At 62.8% G+C, this 23,396-nt stretch carries 19 protein-coding genes; 14 read left to right on the forward strand and 5 right to left on the reverse strand.

Features of this window, described 5'->3' with window-relative positions:
• Nucleotides 1-1,197 (reverse strand): retention module-containing protein (locus tag BFW87_RS32265; protein ID WP_254865878.1); only part of this gene is annotated, 1,197 nt, incomplete at its 3' end.
• A 339-nt stretch (nucleotides 1,198-1,536) separates the two neighbouring features.
• Here BFW87_RS32265 and BFW87_RS12140 point away from each other — a divergent pair.
• From BFW87_RS12140 to BFW87_RS12185, 10 genes are all read left to right on the forward strand, one after another.
• A complete protein-coding gene (locus BFW87_RS12140; protein ID WP_078740054.1) occupies nucleotides 1,537-2,895 on the forward strand; it encodes a TolC family outer membrane protein in 1,359 nt (452 codons plus the stop codon).
• A gap of 40 nt (nucleotides 2,896-2,935) precedes the next feature.
• The gene (locus BFW87_RS12145; RefSeq protein ID WP_078740543.1) at nucleotides 2,936-5,092 is read left to right on the forward strand and encodes a type I secretion system permease/ATPase; all 2,157 of its coding nucleotides are present in this window, start codon (nucleotides 2,936-2,938) and stop codon (nucleotides 5,090-5,092) included.
• Nucleotides 5,082-6,446: an HlyD family type I secretion periplasmic adaptor subunit gene (locus tag BFW87_RS12150; RefSeq protein ID WP_078740055.1), complete on the forward strand. Its 1,365-nt coding sequence runs from the start codon at nucleotides 5,082-5,084 to the stop codon at nucleotides 6,444-6,446. Before BFW87_RS12145 ends, BFW87_RS12150 begins: the two co-directional genes overlap by 11 nt.
• Nucleotides 6,447-6,662: 216 nt before the next feature.
• Nucleotides 6,663-7,556: a TauD/TfdA dioxygenase family protein gene (locus BFW87_RS12155; protein ID WP_078740056.1), complete on the forward strand. Its 894-nt coding sequence runs from the start codon at nucleotides 6,663-6,665 to the stop codon at nucleotides 7,554-7,556.
• Nucleotides 7,557-7,578: 22 nt separating this feature from the next.
• A complete protein-coding gene (locus tag BFW87_RS12160; RefSeq protein WP_078740057.1) occupies nucleotides 7,579-8,430 on the forward strand; it encodes an ABC transporter ATP-binding protein in 852 nt (283 codons plus the stop codon).
• A gap of 12 nt (nucleotides 8,431-8,442) precedes the next feature.
• Complete coding sequence (locus BFW87_RS12165) at nucleotides 8,443-9,291, forward strand: ABC transporter permease (RefSeq protein ID WP_078740058.1); 849 nt, start codon at nucleotides 8,443-8,445, stop codon at nucleotides 9,289-9,291.
• 54 nt (nucleotides 9,292-9,345) lie between these two features.
• Nucleotides 9,346-10,266, forward strand: coding sequence for a LysR family transcriptional regulator (locus tag BFW87_RS12170; protein WP_078740059.1), 921 nt, complete (start codon nucleotides 9,346-9,348; stop codon nucleotides 10,264-10,266).
• A 225-nt stretch (nucleotides 10,267-10,491) separates the two neighbouring features.
• Complete coding sequence (locus BFW87_RS12175) at nucleotides 10,492-12,027, forward strand: MFS transporter (protein ID WP_078740060.1); 1,536 nt, start codon at nucleotides 10,492-10,494, stop codon at nucleotides 12,025-12,027.
• A gap of 15 nt (nucleotides 12,028-12,042) precedes the next feature.
• Nucleotides 12,043-13,101: an HlyD family secretion protein gene (locus BFW87_RS12180; protein ID WP_078740061.1), complete on the forward strand. Its 1,059-nt coding sequence runs from the start codon at nucleotides 12,043-12,045 to the stop codon at nucleotides 13,099-13,101.
• Nucleotides 13,098-14,537, forward strand: coding sequence for an efflux transporter outer membrane subunit (locus BFW87_RS12185; RefSeq protein WP_078740062.1), 1,440 nt, complete (start codon nucleotides 13,098-13,100; stop codon nucleotides 14,535-14,537). Before BFW87_RS12180 ends, BFW87_RS12185 begins: the two co-directional genes overlap by 4 nt.
• A gap of 191 nt (nucleotides 14,538-14,728) precedes the next feature.
• On the opposite strand, the gene BFW87_RS12190 is transcribed toward BFW87_RS12185, so the two are convergent.
• Both BFW87_RS12190 and BFW87_RS12195 read right to left on the reverse strand, forming a co-directional pair.
• The gene (locus BFW87_RS12190; RefSeq protein WP_078740063.1) at nucleotides 14,729-15,433 is read right to left on the reverse strand and encodes a DUF3142 domain-containing protein; all 705 of its coding nucleotides are present in this window, start codon (nucleotides 15,431-15,433) and stop codon (nucleotides 14,729-14,731) included.
• Complete coding sequence (locus tag BFW87_RS12195) at nucleotides 15,430-17,595, reverse strand: outer membrane assembly lipoprotein YfiO (protein WP_078740064.1); 2,166 nt, start codon at nucleotides 17,593-17,595, stop codon at nucleotides 15,430-15,432. Before BFW87_RS12195 ends, BFW87_RS12190 begins: the two co-directional genes overlap by 4 nt.
• A gap of 159 nt (nucleotides 17,596-17,754) precedes the next feature.
• Here BFW87_RS12195 and BFW87_RS12200 point away from each other — a divergent pair, with 159 nt between their 5' ends.
• Genes BFW87_RS12200 through BFW87_RS12215 form a run of 4 tightly spaced genes read left to right on the forward strand, consistent with a single transcriptional unit; the run spans nucleotide 17,755 to nucleotide 22,462 of the window.
• Nucleotides 17,755-18,525, forward strand: coding sequence for an efflux RND transporter periplasmic adaptor subunit (locus tag BFW87_RS12200; protein WP_078740065.1), 771 nt, complete (start codon nucleotides 17,755-17,757; stop codon nucleotides 18,523-18,525).
• Nucleotides 18,522-19,841 (forward strand): efflux RND transporter periplasmic adaptor subunit, encoded by a 1,320-nt coding sequence (locus BFW87_RS12205; protein WP_078740066.1) that lies wholly within the window; start codon nucleotides 18,522-18,524, stop codon nucleotides 19,839-19,841. Before BFW87_RS12200 ends, BFW87_RS12205 begins: the two co-directional genes overlap by 4 nt.
• Entirely contained in the window at nucleotides 19,841-21,937 is a 2,097-nt protein-coding gene (locus tag BFW87_RS12210; RefSeq protein WP_078740067.1) for an HlyD family efflux transporter periplasmic adaptor subunit, read from the forward strand. Before BFW87_RS12205 ends, BFW87_RS12210 begins: the two co-directional genes overlap by 1 nt.
• A 15-nt stretch (nucleotides 21,938-21,952) precedes the next feature.
• Nucleotides 21,953-22,462, forward strand: a complete 510-nt coding sequence (locus BFW87_RS12215) for a GNAT family N-acetyltransferase (protein WP_078740068.1) — start codon at nucleotides 21,953-21,955, stop codon at nucleotides 22,460-22,462.
• Here the strand turns inward: BFW87_RS12215 and BFW87_RS12220 are convergent.
• Nucleotides 22,438-22,746, reverse strand: coding sequence for a hypothetical protein (locus BFW87_RS12220; RefSeq protein ID WP_078740069.1), 309 nt, complete (start codon nucleotides 22,744-22,746; stop codon nucleotides 22,438-22,440). The genes BFW87_RS12215 and BFW87_RS12220 overlap by 25 nt on opposite strands.
• Before the next feature lie 51 nt (nucleotides 22,747-22,797).
• The gene (locus tag BFW87_RS12225; protein WP_078740070.1) at nucleotides 22,798-23,388 is read right to left on the reverse strand and encodes a phage tail protein; all 591 of its coding nucleotides are present in this window, start codon (nucleotides 23,386-23,388) and stop codon (nucleotides 22,798-22,800) included.
• Nucleotides 23,389-23,396: the final 8 nt, after the last annotated feature.

Below are 23,396 nucleotides of genomic sequence, written 5' to 3' on the forward strand. Positions count from 1 at the left end.
GTTGGTCAAGGTGGCGGTGTAAGTAATCTGCCCACCTTCAACCACAGTCTGACCGGCCGTCAGCGTGACAGTAGTGGTATCAACCGAATCAGTAATCGTGGTGACCGCAGGCGTAGTACCCGGCACCAGATTTTCAAAGTTACCGCCAGTCGCGCCAGTAATAGTGGTGCTGACAGTCGAACCATTGTTGTAAACATCGTTAGCCGGGGTATCCACCACCACAGTGCCAGTCGATTCACCGGCTTTGATGGTGATCACCGAGCCATTGCTCAAGGTGACGGTCACCGGCGTCTGCGCCGGGTTGGTCAAGGTGGCGGTGTAGGTAATCTGCCCGCCTTCAGTCACGGTCTGGCCAGCGGTCAGCGTGACGGTGGTGGTGTCGATGGTGTCGGTGACCTGGGTGACAGCTGGCGCCGGGTCAATGGTCAGTACCAGGTTGGTGCCGCCAGTAGTGCCGGTAACATTGACGTTGATCTGGCTCGGGTCGATGTACGGGCTGTCATTCGGTGCCAGCGGTACGTTCACGGTACCGGTCAGTTGGCCGGCGGTGATGGTGATCACCGAGCCGTTGGACAGGGTAATGGTCAGGTCATTGACCGGCGGCTGCGTGACGGTGGCGGTGTAGGTCAGCACGCCGCCAGCTTCGGTGATGGTCGGGGTCGCGCTCAGGGTCAGGGTCGAAGTCTGCAGCAACAGATTGCCGTTGTCGGTGGTGCTTTGTGCGCCAGCGAGCTGGGTTTGCGTCGAGCCGGCCTGGCCAATAGGGGCGGTCGGGAAGCCAATTGTCGGGTCGACACGGCCAGCGGTCGCGTCCAGCACGACGAAGCTGTGGCCGCCGCCCGCGGCGCCATTACCGGCAGCAGCCGGGCCTGCCGCGGTGGCTTCCAGGTCGGTGGTCGGGTCGGCGCCCGCGGCGATGGCTTGCTGCAACTCGGCAACCGACGGCGCGGCTTGTTCGGTGGCAGCGGCCAGGTCGAGGCTGGAGTCAGGCGCATCCGCGCTCCACTGGGTATCGCGACCCAGGTCCAGCGTGCGGCCGTCGGCCAGCTCCAGGCTGACAGCGCCCGAGAGGCCAGTGTCGACCTGGTCGCCCGCGAACAGGCGGTCGCCCTCAATAAGGACGCGGCGCGTCCCTTCCGGAGAAATAACGAAAACTTGACCAACAATGCTTTTGACGATGGCAACAACACTGCTCATTAAAGATTTCTCCGGCGATCCGTTTCTGATGATTTCCATGTGGCCACTGCGGGGGGAGGGCCAAACAGGAGGGGGCGTAGTCTACAAACTTAATGACGTCAATTTATTGGCTAGATTTTTTCGCTATCTAGTTTATGCCAAACTATTGACCTTATGGTCGCCATCCTAAACAATTGGCCCCGTAATGTCACATTGATATTTATGCGGCGAACCGTCCTACATGTGTGAAGCAGTTCCGCTTTTTGAACTTTCCGACGTACGGTCATTACGGTAGCCATTTTCCGACGCAGCCTCCTTAAATGCTGCGATTTGCGACACGAAGTCCTGGGGAATTTTTACATGCGTCTGCACCTGTTCAAGGCAATACCGTTCGCTCTCGCCGCCAGTTTTGTACAAGCTCAAACATTGCCCCAAGCGATGCAGCAGGCATTGGATGTGCACCCGGAAATTCAAGCCGGTGTGAACAGCCGAATCGCCGCCGATTACCAATTGCGCGCTGCTCAAGGTGGTTATCTGCCTCGCGTTGACCTGAACGCCGGTTATGGCCGTGAAGGCACCGATGACTCCAACACTCGCGCCGCCAGCGGGGCGAATGGCAACCAGTGGGACACGCACAACCGCGGCGAATCCAGCCTGCGTTTGCAGCAGATGATTTTTGACGGTTTCGCCACCTCGAGCGAAGTCGGGCGCCAACAAGCCAACGTCAATTCCCGCGCTTACTCGTTGCTGGGTACCTCCGAACGCACCGGGTTGACCGTCGCCCAGGTGTACCTGGACGTGCTGACCCGCCGCGAGTTCGTGCGTCTGGCCGAAGAAAACCTGCGCAACCACGAACGCATCTACGACCAGATCAAACTGCGCACCCAGCGCGGCGTCGGCAACGGTGCCGACCAGGACCAGGCCGAAGCGCGTCTGGCCCAGGCCCGCAACAACCTGATCACCGAGCAGACCAACCTGGCCGACTCCCAGGTCAACTACCTCAGCGCCGTCGGCCAGATGCCCGACCAGCTCGAGCGCCCGGCCCCGTTCATGGCCATGCTGCCGGCTGACTTCAATGAAGCGCGCCGCCAGATGCTGGATAACAGCCCCGTGCTGCGCTCGGCCGAGTCGGACATTTCCGCCGCCGAGAGCCAGTACGACGCGGCGAAGTCGACCTTCTACCCGCGCTTTGATGCAGAGCTTGGCACCAATGCCGACAACAACGTCGGCGGCGATGCCGGCCACAGCAACGGCTGGGAAGCCATGGTGCGCATGCGCTTCAACCTGTTTGCCGGTGGCAGCAACAAGGCTGACCTGCAGTCCAAGTCGTACCAGACCAGCCAGGCCCTGGACATCCGCAACAACGCTCTGCGCCAACTCAATGAAGAATTGGGCCTGGCCTGGAACGCCTTGAACAACGCCAACGCGCAGTTGCCGGTCGCCCAGGAATACGTGAACCACAGCACCCGCGTGCGTACTTCCTACCAGCAGCAGTTCAGCCTCGGCCAACGTACCCTGCTCGATTTGCTCGACAGCGAGAACGAATTGTTCACTGCTTCCCGTCGTCTGGAAGAGATCAAGAACATTCAGTTATTTACTCAATATCGAATCAAGGCGACCATGGGCGAATTGCTCAAAAGTCAGGGTGTAGTCGCGCCGATGGCCTCCGTCGTACAGAACGATGTGAAGCCTAGAGTCCAGCTGCCCGGGATGAATTGAGCCACCCCATAGCCCCATCTGTTAGTCGAGAGTGCACCGCGTGGAATCCGAAGTCAGTCGAGTTCATCTCAGCCATGATCCACGCACGCTACACGACGACCCGTTACTTGACGGGTTGCTTGCGCTCTGTGCCTTGCATCAAAAGCCGGCCAGCGCGGCCATGCTCACCACCGGCCTGCCGCTGCCTTCGCAGCGGTTGAGTGCCGAGCTGCTGCCACGTGCAGCCGCGCGTGCCGGGCTGCAGGGGCGGTTGCTGCAACGCAAGCTCGAACAGATTCCGACCATTGCACTGCCGGCGCTTTTGCTGCTCAAGGACGGGCGCAGTACCGTCCTGGTGGGGTGGCAGGGCGAAGATGAAGCGCGTCTCCTGCTCAGCGAAAGCGACGGCGGTGAAGTGCTGGTCAAGCGCGAGCAGTTGGCCGACGACTACACGGGCAAAGTCTTTTTCGCCCAGCCCCAGCACAAATTCGACGTCAACCACGGCACCCTGATTCCGCGGGCGCGCTCGTGGTTTCGCGACACCCTCAAGCGCTCGCGCTGGCTCTACACCGACGCCATCGCCGCCAGCTTCCTGATCAACATCATCGCCATGGCCGCGCCGCTGTTTGTGATGAACGTGTACGACCGCGTGGTGCCGAACCAGGCCACATCCACTTTGTGGGTGCTCGCGGTGGGTATCTGCGGCGCTTACCTGTTCGACCTGATCCTCAAAAGCCTGCGCAGCCTGTGCCTGGACCTGGCGGGTAAAAAGACCGACCTGATCATCTCGGCCACGCTGTTCGAACGCATCGTCGGCATGTCCATGAAGTACCGCCCGGCGCGGGTCGGCAGCTTCGCCCAGAACATCCACGAGTTTCAGAGCCTGCGCGATTTCCTCGCGTCGCTGACCCTCACCAGCCTGATCGACCTGCCGTTCACCCTGCTGATTTTCCTGGTCATCGCCATCCTCGGCGGGCACCTGGTGTGGGTGCCGGTGCTCGCGTTCCCGCTGGCCCTGGGCATCGGCTACGCCTTGCAAAAACCGCTGGTCGCGACCATGGAGCGCACCATGGCCCTGGCCGCCGAGCGCCAGTCGAGCCTGATCGAAACCCTCGCCGGGCTGGATGCGGTCAAGGTCAACAACGCCGAGAGCGAGCGCCAGTACGGTTGGGAACAGACCATTGGCACCTTGAGCCGGCTTGAGCTGCGGGTGAAGTTGCTCTCGGGCCTGTCGATGAACATGACCCTGCTCATCCAGCAACTGGCTGGCGTGATCATGATCGTGTTCGGCGTGTACCAGATCATCGACGGCAACCTCAGCATGGGCGGCCTGATTGCCTGCTACATGCTCAGCGGTCGCGCGTTGAGCCCGCTGGCCTCGCTGTCGGGCCTGCTCACCCGCTACCAGCAAGCCAAGGTCACCATGACCTCGGTCGACCAGATGATGGAGCTGCCCCAGGAGCGCAATTTCGAAGAGCGCCCCATGAGCCGCCGCACCCTGCAAGGCGCCATTGAATGCCGGGGCCTGAACTTCACTTACCCGAACCAGCAGAATGCCGCGCTGAAAAACATCAACCTGGTGATCAAACCGGGCGAGAAAATCGGCATTATCGGCCGTAGCGGCTCGGGCAAAAGCTCACTCGCCAAACTGATCGTCGGCCTGTATCAACCCGACTCCGGCGCCTTGCTGGTGGACGGCGTGGACGTACGCCAGATCGACGTCAGCGAACTGCGCCACAACATCGGCTACGTCGCCCAGGATATCCAGCTGCTCGCCGGTACCCTGCGCGACAATTTGGTGTCTGGTGCGCGTTATGTAGAAGACGAAATGGTCCTGCAAGCCGCCGAACTGGCAGGCGTGCACGAATTCGCGCGCCTGCACCCCCAAGGCTACGAGCTGCAAGTCGGCGAGCGTGGGCAGAACCTGTCCGGCGGCCAGCGCCAGAACGTCGCCCTGGCCCGTGCGCTGCTGCTCAACCCGCCCATCCTGCTGCTGGACGAACCCACCAGCGCCATGGACAACACCGGTGAAGAACGCTTGAAACAACGCCTGCAAGCCGTGGTGCAAAACAAGACCGTGGTGCTGGTCACCCACCGTGCCTCACTGCTCTCGCTGGTCGACCGCCTGCTGGTGGTCGACCGTGGGCAGATCCTCGCGGACGGCCCGAAAGCCGTGGTTATGGAAGCGTTGAAAAAGGGGCAGATCAGTGTTGCTTAACTCCATCAAAAACGCGGTCGGCCGCTACTTCAAAGGCACCGACTCGTTGCAGGGTCAGCCCCTGCCCGAAGTCAACAAAGCGCTGATCGAAGATGCACCGCGGGTAATCCGCCTGACCATCTGGGCGATCATCGCGTTCTTCATATTCCTGGTGGTGTGGGCGGGTTTTTCCAGCATCGACGAAGTGACCCGTGGCGACGGCAAGGCGATTCCGTCGTCCAAGCTGCAGAAAATCCAGAACCTGGAAGGCGGTATCGTCTCCGAACTGTACGTCAAGGAAGGCCAGATCGTTGAAGCCGGCGCGCCGCTGATTCGCCTCGACGACACGCGTTTCGTGTCCAACGCCGGGGAAACCGAAGCCTTGCGCCTGGCCATGCAACTGCGCGTCGAGCGCCTGAGCGCGCAGGTGGATGACCGCCCGCTGAACATCCCTGACGACGTGCTCAAGGCCGCGCCAAGCCAGGCTGCCAACGAGCGCTCGCTGTATGAAAGCCGCCGTCAGCAGTTGAAAGACGAAGTGGGTGGCTTGCAGGAGCAACTGGTGCAGCGTCAACAGGAACTGCGCGAGTTCAGCTCCAAGCAAGGCCAGTACCGCAGCCAGTTGTCCCTGCAACGCCAGGAAATCAACATGTCCGAGCCGCTGGTGGCCCAAGGCGCGGTCTCCCCGGTGGAAGTGCTGCGCCTCAAGCGTGCCGAGATGGAAACCCGTGGCCAGTTGGACGCCACCACCCTGGCGATTCCCCGCGCCGAATCGGCGATCAAGGAAGTGCAGCGCAAGATCGATGAAACCCGTGGCAAGTTCCGCAGCGAAGCGCTGACCCAGCTCAACGAGGCCCGCACCGAGCTGAACAAGGCCGAATCCACCGGTCGCGCCCTTGAAGACCGCGTCAGCCGAACCCTCGTCACCTCGCCGGTGCGCGGCATCGTCAAACAGCTCTTGGTCAACACTGTCGGCGGCGTGATCCAGCCGGGCAGCGACATGGTCGAAATCGTGCCGCTCAACGACACCCTGCTGGTGGAAGCCAAGATCCGTCCGCAAGACATCGCCTTCCTGCACCCGGGGCAAGAAGCGATCGTCAAATTCACCGCCTATGACTACACCATCTACGGCGGCCTGAAGGCCAAGCTTGAACGCATCGGTGCTGACACCATCACCGATGAAGACAAGAAAACCACCTACTACATGATCACCTTGCGCACCGATCGCAGCCATTTGGGCACCGACGAGAAGCCGCTGCTGATCATTCCGGGCATGGTGGCGTCGGTGGACATCATCACCGGCAAGAAGAGCATCCTGAGCTACCTGCTCAAGCCGATCATCAAAGCGCGGGCCGAGGCGTTGCACGAGCGTTGATCTTCACTGCCTGTACCGGCCTCATCGCAGGCAAGCCAGCTCCCACATTTGAACGTGTTCACAAATCAAAAATGTGGGAGGGGGCTTGCTCCCGATGGGGTCATCAGCTTCACCATAGATTACAACCCTAATGCATATCGATATTCACTAACGGTATTTAAGCGCCCCTTCTTATATCTATAAAGTCACTCCCCTGTCCCACCGGGAGTGCCCCTCATGTCCGCCACCTCTACTGTTCCAACAGCGACCCCATCCACCCAAGCCTTCGAGATTCGGCCGCTCCCCGGCAGCGTCGGCGCCGAGGTTATCGGCCTGGACCTGTCCCGCCCGGTCAGCGACGACGACTTCGCGCGCATCCACCGCGCACACCTGGTTCACCACGTCGTGGTATTCCGCGACCAGCGCATCAACCCCGAACAACAAATCGCCTTCAGCCGCCGTTTCGGTGTGCTGCAGATCCACGTGCTCAAACAGTTCCTGCTGGCCAACCACCCGGAAATCCTGATCGTCTCCAACATCATCGAAAACGGCCAATCCATCGGCCTGGGTGACGCCGGCAAGTTCTGGCATTCCGACCTGTCCTATAAAGAGCTGCCGAGCCTGGGCTCGATGCTGCACGCCCAGGAGCTGCCCTCCGAAGGCGGCGACACCCTCTTCGCCGACATGCACAAAGCCTGGGACCAACTGCCCGAGCATCTGCGCAGCGCCGTGGAAGGCCGCAGCGCCGCGCACTCCTACACCGCGCGCTACAGCGAAACCAAATTCGAAGGCAACTGGCGCCCGACCCTGACCCCTGAACAGCTGGCCCAGGTCGCCGAAGTGGTGCACCCGATTGTGCGCACCCACCCGGAAAACGGCCGCAAAGCCCTCTTCGTCAGCGAAGGCTTCACCACCCGCATCGTCGGCCTGCCCGACGACGAAAGCCGCGACCTGCTGGCCCAGCTCTACGCCCACAGCGTGTTGCCGCAAAACATCTACCGCCACCAGTGGCAGCCCCACGACCTGGTGTTTTGGGACAACCGCTCACTGATCCACTTGGCCGCCGGCTGCCCGAGCCATCTGCGCCGCAAGCTGTTTCGCACCACCATCCAGGGCGATGCGCCTTTCTGATTTGCCGCCACGAGAAGATGAAATGAACGCGCCCCTGCAAGGCCACGCGGCCAGCAACCTCAACACCGTCGGACCGTTGCTGGCGGTGGATAACGTCAGCCTTGAATACCGCACCCCCGAACGCGTAGTGCGGGCCACTCACCAGGTCAGTTTCGAGATCGACCCCGCCGACCGCTACGTGCTGCTCGGCCCGTCGGGGTGCGGCAAGTCCACGTTGCTCAAGTCGATTGCCGGGTTTATCAAACCCTGCGAAGGCGAGATCCGCTTGTTGGGGCAAAAGGTCGAACAGCCCGGCCCCGACCGCATCGTGGTGTTCCAGGAATTCGACCAACTGCCGCCGTGGAAAACCGTCAAACAAAACGTGATGTTCCCGCTGCTGGCGTCGAAAACCTTGAAGCGCCGCGAAGCCGAAGAGCGTGCGCTGCACTACCTCGACAAAGTGGGTCTCAGCGCCTTCGCCGATGCTTACCCGCATACCTTGTCCGGCGGCATGAAAGCCCGTGTAGCCATCGCCCGCGCCCTGGCCATGCAGCCGAAAATCCTGCTGATGGACGAGCCTTTCGCCGCCCTCGACGCGTTGACCCGACGCAAGATGCAGGAAGAGTTACTGCTGCTCTGGGAGGAGGTTCGGTTCACGTTGCTGTTCGTCACCCACTCCATCGAAGAAGCACTGGTAGTGGGCAATCGCATCCTGTTGCTGTCGCCGCACCCGGGGCGGGTTCGCGCAGAAATCCACAGCCATCAATACGACCTGCACAGCCTCGGCGGTGTGGAATTCCAGGCGTCGGCGCGGCGCATTCATCGCCTGTTGTTCGATGAAGCGCCCGAGGCCGAACAAGAGTTGGGCTTCGCCGATATCCGCATCGCTTACTGAAGGGTCAACCCAATGCGCCAGGAATACGAAATTACCCTTGAACCGCTGGTCAGCGTCCCCGTGGAACGCGAGCTGCCCCTGCGCCAACGCCTGTGGCAACAGGGCTGGCTGCGCAAGGGCCTGATCCTGATCGTGCTCGCGATCCTCTGGGAAGCCGTCGCGCGTTATCAGAACAATGACCTGCTGCTGCCGAGCTTCTTGCAAACCTCTCACGCGCTGTTCGACGGCCTGCTCAGTGGCGAATTGCTCAGCAAAGTGAGCATCTCCCTCGCCGTGTTGATCAAGGGCTACCTGATCGGCATCGTGCTGGCGTTCGCCCTGACCACATTGGCCGTGTCCACGCAGCTGGGCCGCGACCTGCTCAGCACCCTGACCTCGATGTTCAACCCGTTGCCGGCCATTGCGCTGCTGCCGCTGGCGTTGCTGTGGTTTGGCCTGGGGCAGAACAGCCTTATTTTCGTGCTGGTGCATTCGGTGCTGTGGGCCTTGGCGTTGAACACCTATTCCGGGTTTCTCGGTGTGTCTGAAACCCTGCGCATGGCCGGCCGCAACTATGGCCTCAAGGGCATGCGTTTTGTGCTGTTCATCCTGATTCCGGCGGCGCTGCCGTCGATCCTTGCGGGCCTGAAAATCGGTTGGGCGTTTGCCTGGCGTACGCTGATCGCCGCCGAACTGGTCTTCGGCGCCACCAGCGGCAAGGGTGGGCTGGGCTGGTACATCTTCCAGAACCGCAATGAGCTGTACACCGACAAGGTGTTTGCCGGGCTGGCCGTGGTGATTCTTATCGGCCTGCTGGTGGAAAACCTGGTGTTCGACACCTTCGAACGGCTGACCGTGAAGCGCTGGGGCATGCAGCGCTAGTAACCCTGCTAGGATTGCACGCAATTCACTCTTCACCGACCACGAGTGCTTGGCATGCAACTACCGGACATGAACCTGCTGGTCGCCCTCGACGCCTTGCTCGACGAGGGTAGTGTGGTTGGCGCTGCGCGGCGGATGAATTTGAGCCCCGCCGCCATGAGCCGCACCCTCACGCGCATTCGTGACGCCGTGGGCGATCCGATCCTGGTGCGCGCCGGTCGCGGGCTGGTGCCGACGCCCAAGGCCCTGCAGTTGCAAAGCCAGGTGCGCAATGTGGTGGAGCAGGCGGCGTTGCTGTTTCGCTCGGCCGATCAAGTGGATTTGAGCACCTTGCGTCGTCGCTTCAGCGTGCGCGCCAATGACTTCTTTGTCGGCGTGTATGGCGGTCGTCTGTTCGACACCATGGAGCGCGTGGCCCCGCTGTGCGAACTGTGCTTCGTGCCCGAAGGCGACACCGACGACGAAGCCCTGCGCGAAGGGCGGCTGGACTTGCGCGTCAGCAATACCAGGCCGCCCAGTCCGGAAGTGAAGGTGCAAAACCTGTTCTCCACCACCTTCGTTGGCCTTGCGCGCGAAGACCACCCGCTGTTCGACGAAGAAATCACCGCCGCGCGTTTCGCCAGCTACTCCCATATCAGCATCTCGCGACGCGGCATCGCCCGAGGGCCGATCGACACTGCGCTGCATGATCTCGGCCTGGAGCGCCGCGTGGCGATGATCGCCCCGGGCTTTCACGGCGCGATGTTCATGCTGCCCGACTCGGACTTGCTGATGCCGGTGCCCAAGGAAGCGCTGTTAAGCGCCAATCGCCTGAAACTGCCATTGCGCGCGTTCCAGTTGCCCATCTCCTTGCCGACGCTGACGTTGGCCCAATCCTGGCACCCGCGCTTCGACAAAGACCCGGCCCACAAATGGCTGCGCGAAACCATGCGCGAGAGCTGCCATGCCACTTGGCTCGAAGCCCAACCCACCTAAAAGTGAACTCGGTCAATGTGGGAGCTGGCTTGCCTGCGATAGCGGTCTGTCAGTCAGCCCAGTGATGTCTGGTCCAACGCTATCGCAGGCAAGCCAGCTCCCACAGATTCCGTTGGTTGCTGATAGTTGCGTCTGGCGCACTTATAAACTGCCAACAAGTAACTTTTTGTCATGTGTGCGCCTGATTAAACTGCTCGGGTATTTATCATTCCGAGTTACCTGTTCATGACTTCCCTCGCTGCCCCCGCCCTCCAGGCCGCAGCCAAACCTACTGCCCTGAGCCCGCCTGTGTTTGATCTGCGGATCATCATCGGCCTGGTCGGCGTATTGCTGGCCGTGCTGGTGTCCGGTCTCAACGAAATGGTCACCAAAGTCGCGCTCGCCGATATCCGCGGTGCGCTCTACATCGGCTTTGACGAAGGCACCTGGCTGGTCGCCGCTTACACCGCCACCTCCGTCGCGGCGATGGCCTTTGCACCCTGGTGTTCGGTGACGTTTTCCCTGCGCCGGTTCACGCTGTGGGCCATTGGTGTGTTCACCGTATTGGGCATCCTGTGCCCGTTTGCGCCGAACTACGAAAGCCTGCTGGTGCTGCGTACCGTGCAAGGACTGGCCGGTGGCGCGTTGCCGCCGATGCTGATGACCGTGGCACTGCGTTTCCTGCCTGCCAACGTCAAACTGTATGGCTTGGCAGGCTATGCGCTCACCGCCACCTTCGGACCAAGCCTGGGCACACCGCTGGCAGCGCTGTGGACCGAGTACGTCGGCTGGCAATGGGCGTTTTGGCAGATTGTCGCGCCGTGCCTGCTGGCCATGGCCGCCGTTGCGTATGGCTTGCCGCAAGACCCGGTGCGCCTGGAGCGCTTCAAACACTTCAACTGGCGCGGCCTGCTGCTGGGCTTCCCGGCGATTTGCATGCTGGTCATCGGCCTGTTGCAGGGCAATCGTCTGGACTGGTTCGAGTCCGGTCTGATCACCTTTTTGTTGTGCGGCGGTACGCTGCTGCTGGTGCTGTTCATGGTGAATGAATGGTCGCAGCCCATTCCGTTTTTCAAGTTACAGATGCTCGGCCTGCGCAACCTGTCCTTCGCGCTGATCGTGCTGGCAGGCGTGCTGATGGTGCTGACCTCGGTGATCCTCATCCCGTCGAGTTTTCTCGCCCAGGTGCAGGGTTATCGCCCGCTGCAAACCGCACCGGTGATGCTGCTGATGGCGCTGCCGCAATTGATCGCGCTGCCGCTGGTGGCGGCGCTGTGCAACCTGCGCTGGGTCGATTGCCGGTGGGTGCTCGGGATCGGCCTGAGCATGCTGGTGCTGTGTTGCGTGGGCAGTTCGCAGCTGACGTCGGAATGGATTCGCGATGATTTCTACGGCCTGTACCTGCTGCAAATCTTCGGTCAGCCCATGTCCGTGTTGCCGCTGTTGATGTTGTCCACCGGCAGCATCCAACCGATGGATGGGCCTTTCGCCTCGGCGTGGTTCAACACCATCAAAGGCCTGGCGGCCGTGATCGCCACCGCCGTGCTGGACACGTTGACCACGCAACGTCTGCACTTTCACTCGACGATGTTGGTGGACAGCCTGGGCAACTCGCCCCTGGCCGACAGCGACGCGGCGGGCCTAGCCCACCGCCTGCATGAGCAGGCGGTCGTGCTGACCTCTTCGGATCTTTATTACGTCATGGCCGCCGTCGCGGTGACGTTGATTCTGCTGATTTTCTGGATGCCGACGCGGATTTTTCCACCGCGCGCACCGACCTAGCCAAAGGGTTTTTTCATGAAACGCAAAGACAAAATTGCCGTCTCCGTCATCGCCGTGTTTGCTGTTGGCGTGCTGGTTTATCTGGTTGCGCCGGGCCTGCTGGGCAGCAAGCGCCAGACCACCAACGACGCCTTCGTCGCCGCTGACTTCACCCTGGTGGCGCCGCGCGTGGCCGGTTTCATCAAGGAAGTGCTGGTGGAAGACAACCAGCGCGTCAAAGCCGGGCAACTGCTGGCGCTGATCGACGACCGTGATTTCCGCGCCGCCGCCCAAGCTGCTGACGCCGACACGTTGGTCGCCCAGGCCCAACTGAAAAACGCCACCGCGACCCTGGAACGCCAAAGCTCGGTGATCGCCCAGGCCCAGGCGACCGTGGCAGCAGACCGCGCCGAAGTGTCGTTCGCCGAGCATGAACTGAATCGCTACAACCACCTCGCCGGTGTCGGCGCGGGCACCGTGCAGAACGCCCAGCAAGCCAAAACCCGTATCGACCAGGCTACCGCGCGCCTGGCCAATGCCACGGCCGTGCTGGCGGCAGAACGCAAGCAGGTGGAAATACTCACCGCCCAGCGCGACGCCGCCGAGGGTGGACTTAAACGTGCTCAGGCCGCGCTGGAGTTGGCCAGTTATCAACTGTCGTACACGCGCATCGTGGCGCCGGTGGACGGCATGGTCGGCGAACGCGCGGTGCGGGTCGGTGCCTATGTGACGCCGGGCAGCAAGATCCTCGCGGTCGTGCCACTGGCCGAGGCCTTTGTGGTGGCCAATTTCCAGGAAACCCAGCTCTCGCACATGCACGCCGGCCAAGCCGTGCAAGTGCGCGTCGACAGCCTCGACGGCGAACTGCTCAACGGCCATCTGGAAAGCCTGGCACCGGCCACCGGCGTGACCTTTGCCTCGGTCAAACCCGACAACGCCACGGGCAACTTCACCAAGGTGGTCCAGCGTATTCCGGTGAAGATTGTGCTGGAGCCGAATCAGCCGCTGACTGAACGCCTGCGCGTCGGCATGTCGGTGGAAGCCAGCGTCGACACCCAGCCGGTCGCGCAGCAGCGTGAGGTGGCGCAGCAATGAAACACTTCGCCTGGCTCACCTTGAGCCTGATCAGCCTCAGCGCCTGCACCGTCGGCCCGGACTTCCAGAAGCCTCAGAGCCCGCACGTCACGCAATGGGCCGAACCCCAGGGTCGCCAAGCCGCCAGCCGCGCCGTGACTGACCCGTTGCAGGAGCGCTGGTGGGATGTGTTCCACGACGAGCAACTCTCGGCCCTCACGCGCCGCGCGCTCACCGACAACCTCGACCTGAAACTGGCCAGCAGCCGCCTGCAACAAAGCCGCGCCGTGCGCCAAGTGACCACCGCCGAGCGCTACCCTAACGTCAACGCGACAGGCGATTACCTGCGCCAACGCAACAGCGCCAAAGGCCTGAGCGACCCGTCCAACAACAACGGCCAGTCCGCCTACAACCAATGGGACATGGGTTTTTCTGCCGCCTGGGAGCTGGACTTCTGGGGCCGCGTCAAACGCGAAACCGAAGCCGCCGACGCCACCCTGCAAGTCGCCGAAAATGACCGCCGCGCCGTGTTGCTCTCGGTACTTGCCGAGACCGCACAGGACTATATCCAACTGCGCGGCGTGCAGAACACCCGCGCCGTCACCGAGCAAAACCTCGATGTCGCGCGCCACAGCCTCAAGCTCTCGCAACTGCGCTTGGCCGACGGCGTGGCAACGGATTTGGACGTGGCCGAAGCCGCCGCCCAAGTGGCTGCCATCGAAGCGCGCCTGCCGGATTTACAGCAGCGCCAGGATCAGCTGATCAACGCCCTGAGCCTGTTGATGGGCGAGCCGCCACAGGCGCTGCACGCGCAACTGTCCAAGGATGCCGCTGTACCGCAAACCCAGCGTCAGGTCGCGATCGGCCTGCCCTCCGAACTCGCCGAGCGTCGCCCGGACATCCGCCAGGCCGAAGCGCGCTTGCATGCCGCTACTGCGAATATCGGCGTGGCCAAAGGCGATTTCTACCCGCGCATCACCCTGTCCGGCAGCCTCGGCTCCCAAGCCCTGCAACTCTCGGATTTCGGCTCGTGGGGCTCCCGCGCGTTTGCCTTCGGCCCGCAATTCAGCTTGCCGATATTCAACGGCGGGCGCCTGCAAGGCATGTTGAACTTACGCGAAGCCCAGCAACAGGAAGCCGCGCTGGCGTACCAGCAAACCGTGCTGCGCGCCTGGCATGAAATCGACGACCAACTGACCCGCTACAACGCCAGCCAACTGCGCCGCGACAGCCTCGCCGAAGCCGTGCGCCAAAACCAGATCGCGCTGACCACGGCGCAACATCAATACGTGGAAGGCGTGGTGGATTTCATCAACGTGCTCACCGTGCAAAGCGCGTTGCTGGCGACGCAAGAGCAGTGGGTGGAAAGCTCTACTGGCGTGTCGTTGGCTATGGTGGGGTTGTACAAGGCATTGGGTGGGGGCTGGCAATCCGTCTACCCCACTCCCGCAGGCTGAACTCAACCTCCTGTGGATGATTTCCTGTGGCGAGCGGGCTTGCCCCGCGTTGGGCTGCGCAGCAGCCCCAAAACCAGACGCCGCGTTCTGCCTGAAAACGCGCGGTGAATTCATTGGGGTTGCTTCGCAACCCAACGCGGGGCAAGCCCGCTCGCCACAACGGCGCTGTTTTCCTGGGTGGTGCTGTGTGATCACGGATTCTGCAAAAACACCACATACCCCCGAAACCACTCATTCCCCTTTAAATACCCTGGCGCTTCCCACTCTCCGCCCTGAATCAACCCCACCTTGAACGGCAGCCCCAGCCGGTTCATCCGCGGCAAATACGCTGCGTAATCCGGAACGCTATGGCGGCCCTGATACGTCTGCACCACCACTTCATCCACCACGCCTTTGAGCTGGGCGATGGCGGCCGGGTCGGCGTTGCTGCTCCAGTCCATCAGGCCGGTGATGCTCAGTTTCAGGTCGGCGGGCAGGCGCTGGCGCAGGTTGCGCAGGAAGTCGGCGTATTCGTGCAGGTATTGGGTGCGGGCGTCGAAGTCGATCTGGATGCCGACCACCGGGTTGCCCGCGTCGCGCCAGCGTTGCACTTGCCCGAGCAGTTGGGTGTAGACCTGTTTCGGCCAGTGCAGGGTGTGGGCGCGGTAGACCACCCAGATGTCGCCGCGGGTGAAGCGCGGCACGCTCATGCCTTGGGCGATCAGTTGCACGCCGCGCTCGGGCGCGCGGCGGGTGGAGTTGATCTGGCCTTGAAGGATGTACAGGGTTTTCGCCTGTTTGAGCACAGGCTGGGGCGTGACGCCGCTCCACAGCCAGAAGGCGTCGTAGTCGCGGGCGTCGACGGCGCCGAAGGCCGGGCTTGCCAGCAACAGCAAGCCGAGCCACAGGTGCTTCACCAGTAGTACTGCAGCGATTTGCCCCACTGGGTGTCGGCAAAACCGGTTTTCAGCTGGCGGAACCAGGCTTTGCGCACCGCCGGTTCGACGTCGACCCCGCCGCAGCTGTTATAGCCGGACGGTGAATAGCAGTTGATGGCGCGAAACAGCGCATACGCCTTGTCATTTTTCGGCGCTTTGGCATTGGCGATCACCTGCTTGTAGCCGTCGAGCCGCGAGAAGGTTTCACCCGGAAACTGCGACGCGGTGCTGCCAAGGCTGCCGGCGGCGCGCGCTTGCTCAAGTGGCATGCCATCCAGGCCGTTGCGCAGGATGAACTCGCCGAAGCAGTTCAGGCCTTGCGGGTTTTTCGCGTCGCTTTGCAAGGTGGCGGCCGTTTGCGCGATGCTCGGGCAGGCATAGCCAGACTCGGCTTTGTCACCGTTCCATTGGAACAGTTTCAGGCTCTGACCGGAGGTGTAGACGTAACCCAGGCTGGTGCCCAGCTTGTCTTCAGGCACTGGGGCCGGCAGTTGCTTGAGGTCGTCGGCGAAAGTGGCGAAGTGGCCGCGCAGCAGGTCTTTGTAGAGCAGCACGAATTGCGCGGTCTCACGTTCCACGGGGTCGCTGGCCTTGGCGATTTGCTGGCGCAGCAGGTCGGGGCCGGCGACGTTGCGCAGCAGGATGTAACGCACCTGCTTGGCGCTTATCGGCGAGTCGGCGGCGAACACGTTGGCCAACTGGCCGCTGCGCTCGTAGTTCATGGCTAGGGCCAATTCCAATTGATCGCGTTGCAGCGGCAGTTTGGCCAGCGGCAGCAATTGCAGCCACAGCGCTTGCGCGCCTTTCCAGTCGCTTTTGGCTTCCAGGGCGAGGGCGCGCAGGGTTTGCTGGCTGAAGGCGAAGTAGTTCAGGCTCGACGGCACGCTCTGCGGCAACAGCTTCAAGGCAGCGTCCGGATCATGTTCGGTATACAACGCGCTTACGGCGAGCAAGTAGTCGTAGAGGTCCGGCTCGCTTGCGAACGCGGCTTTCTGCTTTTCCAGGTCGCTGCGGGCGAGAGCCGGCTGGCCGCCGCCGCGCATGACCATCAGGTCGCTGACAAACTGAATCATCGGCGTCTTGACGGTTTCGCTGTTGACCATCAGGAATTTAAGGTCGGTTTCTTCCACCAACTCGTCCAGGCTCACGTTGCGCTGCGCATCCGTCGCCTGGGTCAACTGCCAGGCGTACGCCTCGGCGAGCTTGTCGTGGTCGTATTGCAACCAGTACACACGGCGCAACAGGCCGCGCGCGGAGGCGGCGTATTCGCCCTGTGGATAAGTGTTCAGGTAGGTGTCGAAGCCACGGCCAGCATCCGCCAGTGCAGATTTATCCACACGCTCAGGCAGCGGCACGCCCTCTTCGTCGTAGACATTGTCCTGAGCCAGGTTCAGCGCATTGCGCGCGGTCATGTACAGCGCCGCCTCTTTCAGCCACGGCGAAGACGCGTTTTGCAGGGCGACGAAGCCCGTTCCGGCTTCGGCAAAACGTCCGGTATAGAAGTCGGCAGCCGCTTGCAGGTAGGTGCTAAAGAGTTGGCCTTGCGGCGACTTGATGGCTTGCGGCGGTTCTATCACCGGGCCGGTCCACTCACACGCAGTGAGCAATTGCAGACGCGCTTTTATCAACAGGTCGCGCTCGACGGCAGGCAGGTCGGCCTTGATCACCTGGCTGACAAATGCATTGGCGCTGGCATCGTCATTGCTGCGGCAGCGGCTGCCCTCGCCATTGAGGAAGGCATCGCCGGCGGCTTTTTTATCGGTGCGTGTAATGCCCAACGGTTCGATCAGGGCATCCAGCGTGAGCGCCTTGGGATCGACCGGAGGGCTCTCGGCCTCAGCTTCGCCGCGCGGGACGAGGCGGTACACCGGAAACGGTACCGGGCCGAAGCCTTGAGACAAATCATCTTCGCTCAAGGCGTTGGGGGTCAGCGGCGTGTTCTTTTTGTCGGCCAGCAGCAGGCGCAGGTTGACCCGGCTGTCGTTGCCCGGGCTCAGGAAGGGCAGGTTGCTGCACGTTTCCAGCGTGTCACGCGACACACGCCAATCGGGGTAGCACGAGTCGTCCGAACTGGCCTGGGCCTGTTGGGAAATGCCGGCGAGCAACGCGAGTGCCAATGGTGACAAAAAGCCGATGCGCATGACGTGTCCTTGATCCTGAGTCCTTGGAGGGGGCCAATCATAGCGTGAACCGACAATGGCTTCGGTGAAGGCCTACACAAATTGCTGATTTGTCCGATTTTGGGTAGTGGCAATTTAACCTCCCTGACATAGACTGCCCTCATCGTCAGGGAGGATCGTATGAAGCATTTGCGAATATGGACGTTGAGCATTACCTGCCTGATGGGCACGGCCTGCGTCGTCATGGCGGACGACCCGCTGCTGGATCACCCGCCTGCGGTTGCCACCGGCACGGATGAGGCGCGCGGCGTGTTACGCGCCCGTGACCAGGCGATGTTGGCCAGCGAGTTGTCGGGGCGCATCGTCGAGCTGCCGTTCAGCGAAGGCGAGTCATTCAAGAAAGGCGACACCCTGGCGCGGTTCGACTGCTCGGCCTATCAGGCCCAGTTGAATGCAGCCCAAGCGTCCAGCCGTGGCGCCGGTGAAGAACTGGCCCACAACAAACAGCTGGCGGCGCTCAATTCGGTCGGGCGCTTTGAAGTCGCCCGCGCCGAAGCCAAACTCACCGAAACCCAGGCCCAGTCCCAGGTCTACCAGGTGCAGGTCAAACGCTGCAGCGTGCTGGCGCCGTTTGACGGGCAAGTGGTGCAGCGCAAGGTCCAGCGCTACGAGAGCGTATCGGCTGGCGCGCCACTGCTGGAAATCGTCGACAACCACAGCCTGGAAATCCACCTGCTGGTGCCCTCGCGCTGGATGGGCAAGCTCAAGCCCGGCCAGACTTTCAGCTTCACGCCCGATGAAACCGGCCAGGCGTTCAGCGCCACGGTCAAACGCCTCGGCGCGCGTATCGATGAAGGCAGCCAGACGCTGCTGCTGGTCGCTACTCTGCCCAACGCCACGGGCTTGATGGCGGGCATGAGCGGCACCGCCCATTTTGCGCAACTGCAATGAACGCGCCTCTGCCGGGCAACACCGAGCGCGTGTTCGCGCAATTTCTCGACCTTGAGCGCCAGACCCGCGCCGCACGCACCACCGAGCAACTGGCCTACAGCCTGGTCAATGACAGCCAGCCGCTGTTCGGCTATCGGCACGCGGCGCTATTGATCGCCGGCAAGGTGCAGGCGGTGACGGCGGTCAGCAGCGTTGACCCGAATGCGCCGTTTGTAGCCTTTGTCGAACAGGCCGTGGCGCAATTGCACAAACGCGGGCTGGGCCAGACCGCCCGCGTGGTGCCGGCCGAGCAGTTGAGCGAGGCAGTGCAGGCTGACTGGCAGAGTTTGTCTGCCGGCCAGGTGTTCTGGTTGCCGCTAATCGATCCCCAGGGCCGCGTGTTCGGCGGTTTGTGGCTGGCGCGGGAGACGCCGTGGAACCCGGCTGAGCAAGTGCTGCTGGCGCAACTCGGCGACACCTACAGCCATGCCTGGCATGCGTTGCAACCGCGCCAGCCCTGGCGCCTGCGCCTGACCCGCAAGCGCCAGGTGGGCGTGGTCGTCGTGTTGCTGTTGTTGCTGCTGATTCCGGTGCGCCAATCGGTGTTGGCGCCTGCCGAAGTGGTGCCGTTGGCCGGGCAAGTGGTGGCCGCGCCGCTGGATGGGGTGATTGCCGAGTTTTTGGTCAAACCGAACCAGACGGTCAAAACCGGCGACCTGTTGCTGCGCTTTGAGAGCACCACCCTCACCGCGCAGGCGGATGTGGCGGCGCGCGCCTTGGGCGTGGCCGAGGCTGAACTCAAGGCCAATTCCCAGCGTGCGTTTGCCGATGCCGAATCGAGTTCGCGCATCGACCTGCTGGCGGCGCGCGTCGAGCAAAAACGCGCCGAACGCGACTACGCCCGCGAGCTGCTCAAACGCAGCGAAGTGCGCGCCGAACGCGACGGCATCGCTGTGTTCGCCGACGCCGAGCGCTGGACCGGCAAACCGGTGCAGACCGGCGAGCGCCTGTTGCAGATCGCCGACCCCGGCCAGGCCGAGTTGCGCATTGAACTGGCGGTGGGCGATGCGATTGCTTTGGCGCCCAACGCTCAGGTGGCACTGTTTCTCGACAGCGACCCGTTGCAACGTCATCTCGCCACGTTGCAACGCGCGGCCTATGAAGCGCAGCCCACGCCGGGCGGGCAACTGGCCTATCGCCTGGATGCGCAGTTCGATGAAGCGCCGCCGCGTATCGGCCTGCGCGGTACCGCGAAAATCTTTGGTGATCGCGCGCCGCTGGCCCTCTATCTATTGCGTCGGCCGCTGGCGGGCCTGCGTCAGAGCGTCGGCCTCTGATGAACCTGCCCAAATTGCGCGAAGACCTGCAACTGTCGAGTGCCGGTGCGGCGCTGGATGGCTCGCCGCGCTGGACCCTGGCCGACCCGGTGCGCGGGCGCTATTTCAAACTTGGCGCCACTGCCATTCGCTTGCTGCGCCACTGGTCATTGGGCGATCCGGAAAAAGTCCTGCAAGCCGCCAACCGCGAGCCGGGTTTGCCGCTGGGCGGCAGCGAAGTGGAAGAGCTGCTGGTTTTTTTGCGCGCCCACGACCTGATCACCGCCCTCGACCCGCAGCAGCGCGCCAGCTACCTCTATAAATCCGCCGCGCAGAAACAGAGCCTGGGCAAAGTCCTGCTGCATCAATACCTGTTTTTTCGTATTCCGCTGTGGCGTCCGGATGCCTTTCTCAACCGCGCCTGGCCGTGGCTGGCGCGCTTCGGCCCGGGGCTGTTGCGCTACGGTTTGCCGATCATTCTGGGGCTTGGCATCTTTCTGGTGGCGCGGGATTGGCAGCGCTTTCTGGCGACTTTCCCGCACCTGTTCAGCCTCGGCGGCGCGCTGGCGTTCGGCGTGGCGCTGTTCTTCGCCAAGCTGTGCCATGAATTTGGCCATGCCTTTATGGCCAAGCGCGCGGGGTGCCGAGTGCAGAGCATGGGCGTGGCGTTCATGGTGCTGCTGCCGATGTTCTACACCGACGTGAGTGATGCCTGGCGGGTCAATGACCGCCGCGCGCGGCTGATGATCGGCGCCGGCGGGGTGATGGCCGAGCTGCTGCTGGCGTGCATCGCCTTGCTGGTGTGGTCGCTGCTGCCGGACGGCCCGGCGCGCACGGCCGCGTTCATGCTGGCGAGCGCCACTTGGCTGACGACTTTGGCGATCAACCTCAACCCGTTCATGCGCTTTGATGGTTACTTTTTGATCAGTGATTTGTGGGGGGTGGATAACCTGCAAGGCCGCGCCTTTGCGCTGTGCCGCTGGCGCTTGCGTGAGCTGCTGTTCGGCTATGGCGAACCGGCGCCGGAGCCTTGGTCGCCGACGATGCAGCGGCGCTTGCTGGGGTGGGGCTATCTGGCGTGGCTGTGGCGCGCGGCGCTGTTTTTGGGGATCGCGCTGGCGGTGTATCACCTGTTCTTCAAGCTGCTCGGGATTTTCCTGATGGTGGTGGAACTGGTGTGGTTCATCTTTTTGCCGATTTTCAAGGAGTGGCGCGAGTGGTGGAGCCGCCGCAGCCAGGCCCATGCGCCACGGGTGCTGCTGAGCAGCCTGGGCGTGGTGCTGATCGTGCTGGCGCTGGTGGTGCCGTGGCGCAGCGCGGTTGAGCTGCCGACCATGCTTGACGCCGGCCGCGCCAGTGCGCTGCATGCGCCGGTGGCGGCGCGGGTCAAGCAGTTGCGCGTGGTGGACGGGCAGGTGGTGACCCAGGGCCAGGTGCTGATTGAACTGGAGTCGCCGGACCTGGATGCGAGGCAAAGCATCGTGCGCCGCGAAGTGGACATCTTGCAGTTACAGATGCGCCGTCAGGCCGGGCGCAGTGAAACGGCGGCGGACGCCGGCATCAATGATCAGCGCCTGTCCCAGGCATTGGCCGAATACCGTGGCCTGGCCGCCCAGCGTGAGCGCCTGCTGCTGCGCGCGCCGCATGCCGGCACAGTGCGCGATGTGTTGCCGCAACTGAGCGTGGGCCGTTGGCTGTCGCCCAAGGACCCGCTCGCGCAAGTGGTGGAAGAGGGCGCGCGCCTGCGCGGTTACTTGGCCGAGGCCGAGCTGTGGCGCGTGGCGCCGGGCGCGACCGGGCGATTTATTGCCGATGACCCGATGCACGCGGCCATCCCGGTAGAGCTGACGGATATCGACGCCAACGGTGTGGCCTATCTGGACCTGGAGGCGCTGACCTCCGACCACCACGGGCCGATTGCGGTGCGCCGCGATGAAAACCAGCGCCCAGAGCCTGTGCAGGCGCAGTACGGCGCGCGCATGAAAAGCTTGCAAACCCTCGAGACGCCGCATCAGCCGCTGCGTGGTGTGGTGGTGTTGCAAGGGCGCAGCGAATCGGTGTTGGGCGTGGCCTGGCGACGCGCGGCGGCGTTGGGCGTAAGGGAAAGCGGTTTCTGACAGGAGTTGAATGCCATGTTGAACAAAGACACTGCCCTGGGCCTGGTGGTGCGCCCTTCGCGCGATACCGACGGGCCGTTTTTGCACAGCCTTTACCGCTCGGCGCGTGCGGATTTGCAGTGGATCGACGGTGAGCAGGCGTTGGTGGAAGAGGTGATCGCCCAGCAATTCCAGGTGCAGGAAAAGGGCATGGACGAGCATTTTCCGGGGGCGCTGCACTATGTCATCGAAAAACTCGGCACGCCCGTCGGCGCGTTGAGTGCCGACTTCGGGCCCCATGAAATCCGTGTGCTGTACCTGGCATTTATCCCGGCCGCGCGCGGTCAAGGCTTTGGCCGCGCGGTGCTGCAAGGTGTGCAACAGGCCGCCACGCAGGTGCTGTGCCCGGTGACCACGGTGGTGTGGGCGAGCAACCCCCACGCGCGCCAGCATTACCTGGCGCTGGGGTTTCGGGTAGAGGAAGAGACGCCCGCCGCGCAACGCCTGGCGTGGTACCCGGCTCAGTTGAACACGATGCAGAAATAGCCCCGCCCGCTGTCGCGGCCCATCGCGGGTTCGCGGGACACAAATACGTCTTCAAGGCAGGCTGCCGCCAATGGCAAACGGCACAAGCCATCAACGAAATCTGTGGGCTCAAGGCTTTCCAGCAACACGCGGAATGCGCCGCGCGGGCTGCCGGGAAACGTGGCTTTGGGTGCGTCCGTGAGGCTTTGGACCTGGATCGGCAGCGCCGAGCCGTCGGGCAGATACAAGACGCTGGTGCGATCCAGCAAAGGCCGGAAGTGTTCCGGGGTAACCAGGTTCAGCATGGTGATCTCCGCTTCACAAGTGCCGGAGCCCGCAGGCCCCGGCCAGGGGGGTTAGCTACGCGACGGAAAGATCCCGTTCAGGGCAATGCTGAAGTTGATCGCCAGAAACGGGTTCATGATGCCCAGGGGTTGGCCTTGGCCGGTGGGGGTGATTGCGCCTCCACCTACGGTGTTACTGACCCCTTGGAGCGCTACAGGCGTGGCGCCTTGCTGGTCCGAATAGATCGAAGCACTGCCCGGGCCGCCGCCGGAAGCACCGATAAATGAGTTGGTCGCGGTGGGTAACGTCACCGGGTTAGTGGCGGGGACGGCCAGTTGCACCGACGTGGTGACGGTAATCGGTGCAATGGCGTGCGTATGGGTGGGCAGGTTAAGCAGGGTGGCGGTCACGGATTCTGTTCCGGAGACTTGCCCGATAACGCGAGGTGTGAGGCCCGCGCCGGGGCCTTGGCCGATGGGCATGCGGCCTTGCAGGTTGGGCAGCAGAAAGGTTGTGGTGCCATTGCCGCCGTAGATAACGCCGAGCAGCGAAAACAACGCCTGGTATTGGGCGATAGGCATGGCCTGGCCATTGCACAGGGCCCAGTCCCTGGGCGCGAAATCAAATGCAAAGGGTTGAATGGTGCCGATAAATACTTCCATGGTTCGCG

Origin of the sequence: Pseudomonas fluorescens (genome assembly GCF_002022275.1) — a bacterium.
Lineage (GTDB): Bacteria > Pseudomonadota > Gammaproteobacteria > Pseudomonadales > Pseudomonadaceae > Aquipseudomonas > Aquipseudomonas fluorescens_AJ.

Excerpts from the sequence above, each read along its gene's own strand:
- BFW87_RS12165 (WP_078740058.1), top strand. The coding sequence starts at position 8,443 with ATGCGCCAGGAATACGAAATTACCCTTGAACCGCTGGTCAGCGTCCCC.
- BFW87_RS12155 (WP_078740056.1), top strand. The coding sequence starts at position 6,663 with ATGTCCGCCACCTCTACTGTTCCAACAGCGACCCCATCCACCCAAGCC.
- BFW87_RS12200 (WP_078740065.1), top strand. The coding sequence starts at position 17,755 with ATGAAGCATTTGCGAATATGGACGTTGAGCATTACCTGCCTGATGGGC.
- BFW87_RS12175 (WP_078740060.1), top strand. The coding sequence starts at position 10,492 with ATGACTTCCCTCGCTGCCCCCGCCCTCCAGGCCGCAGCCAAACCTACT.
- BFW87_RS12225 (WP_078740070.1), bottom strand. The coding sequence starts at position 23,388 with ATGGAAGTATTTATCGGCACCATTCAACCCTTTGCATTTGATTTCGCG.
- BFW87_RS12160 (WP_078740057.1), top strand. The coding sequence starts at position 7,579 with ATGAACGCGCCCCTGCAAGGCCACGCGGCCAGCAACCTCAACACCGTC.
- BFW87_RS12215 (WP_078740068.1), top strand. The coding sequence starts at position 21,953 with ATGTTGAACAAAGACACTGCCCTGGGCCTGGTGGTGCGCCCTTCGCGC.
- BFW87_RS12185 (WP_078740062.1), top strand. The coding sequence starts at position 13,098 with ATGAAACACTTCGCCTGGCTCACCTTGAGCCTGATCAGCCTCAGCGCC.
- BFW87_RS12220 (WP_078740069.1), bottom strand. The coding sequence starts at position 22,746 with ATGCTGAACCTGGTTACCCCGGAACACTTCCGGCCTTTGCTGGATCGC.
- BFW87_RS12205 (WP_078740066.1), top strand. The coding sequence starts at position 18,522 with ATGAACGCGCCTCTGCCGGGCAACACCGAGCGCGTGTTCGCGCAATTT.
- BFW87_RS12140 (WP_078740054.1), top strand. The coding sequence starts at position 1,537 with ATGCGTCTGCACCTGTTCAAGGCAATACCGTTCGCTCTCGCCGCCAGT.
- BFW87_RS12180 (WP_078740061.1), top strand. The coding sequence starts at position 12,043 with ATGAAACGCAAAGACAAAATTGCCGTCTCCGTCATCGCCGTGTTTGCT.
- BFW87_RS12170 (WP_078740059.1), top strand. The coding sequence starts at position 9,346 with ATGCAACTACCGGACATGAACCTGCTGGTCGCCCTCGACGCCTTGCTC.
- BFW87_RS12195 (WP_078740064.1), bottom strand. The coding sequence starts at position 17,595 with ATGCGCATCGGCTTTTTGTCACCATTGGCACTCGCGTTGCTCGCCGGC.
- BFW87_RS12210 (WP_078740067.1), top strand. The coding sequence starts at position 19,841 with ATGAACCTGCCCAAATTGCGCGAAGACCTGCAACTGTCGAGTGCCGGT.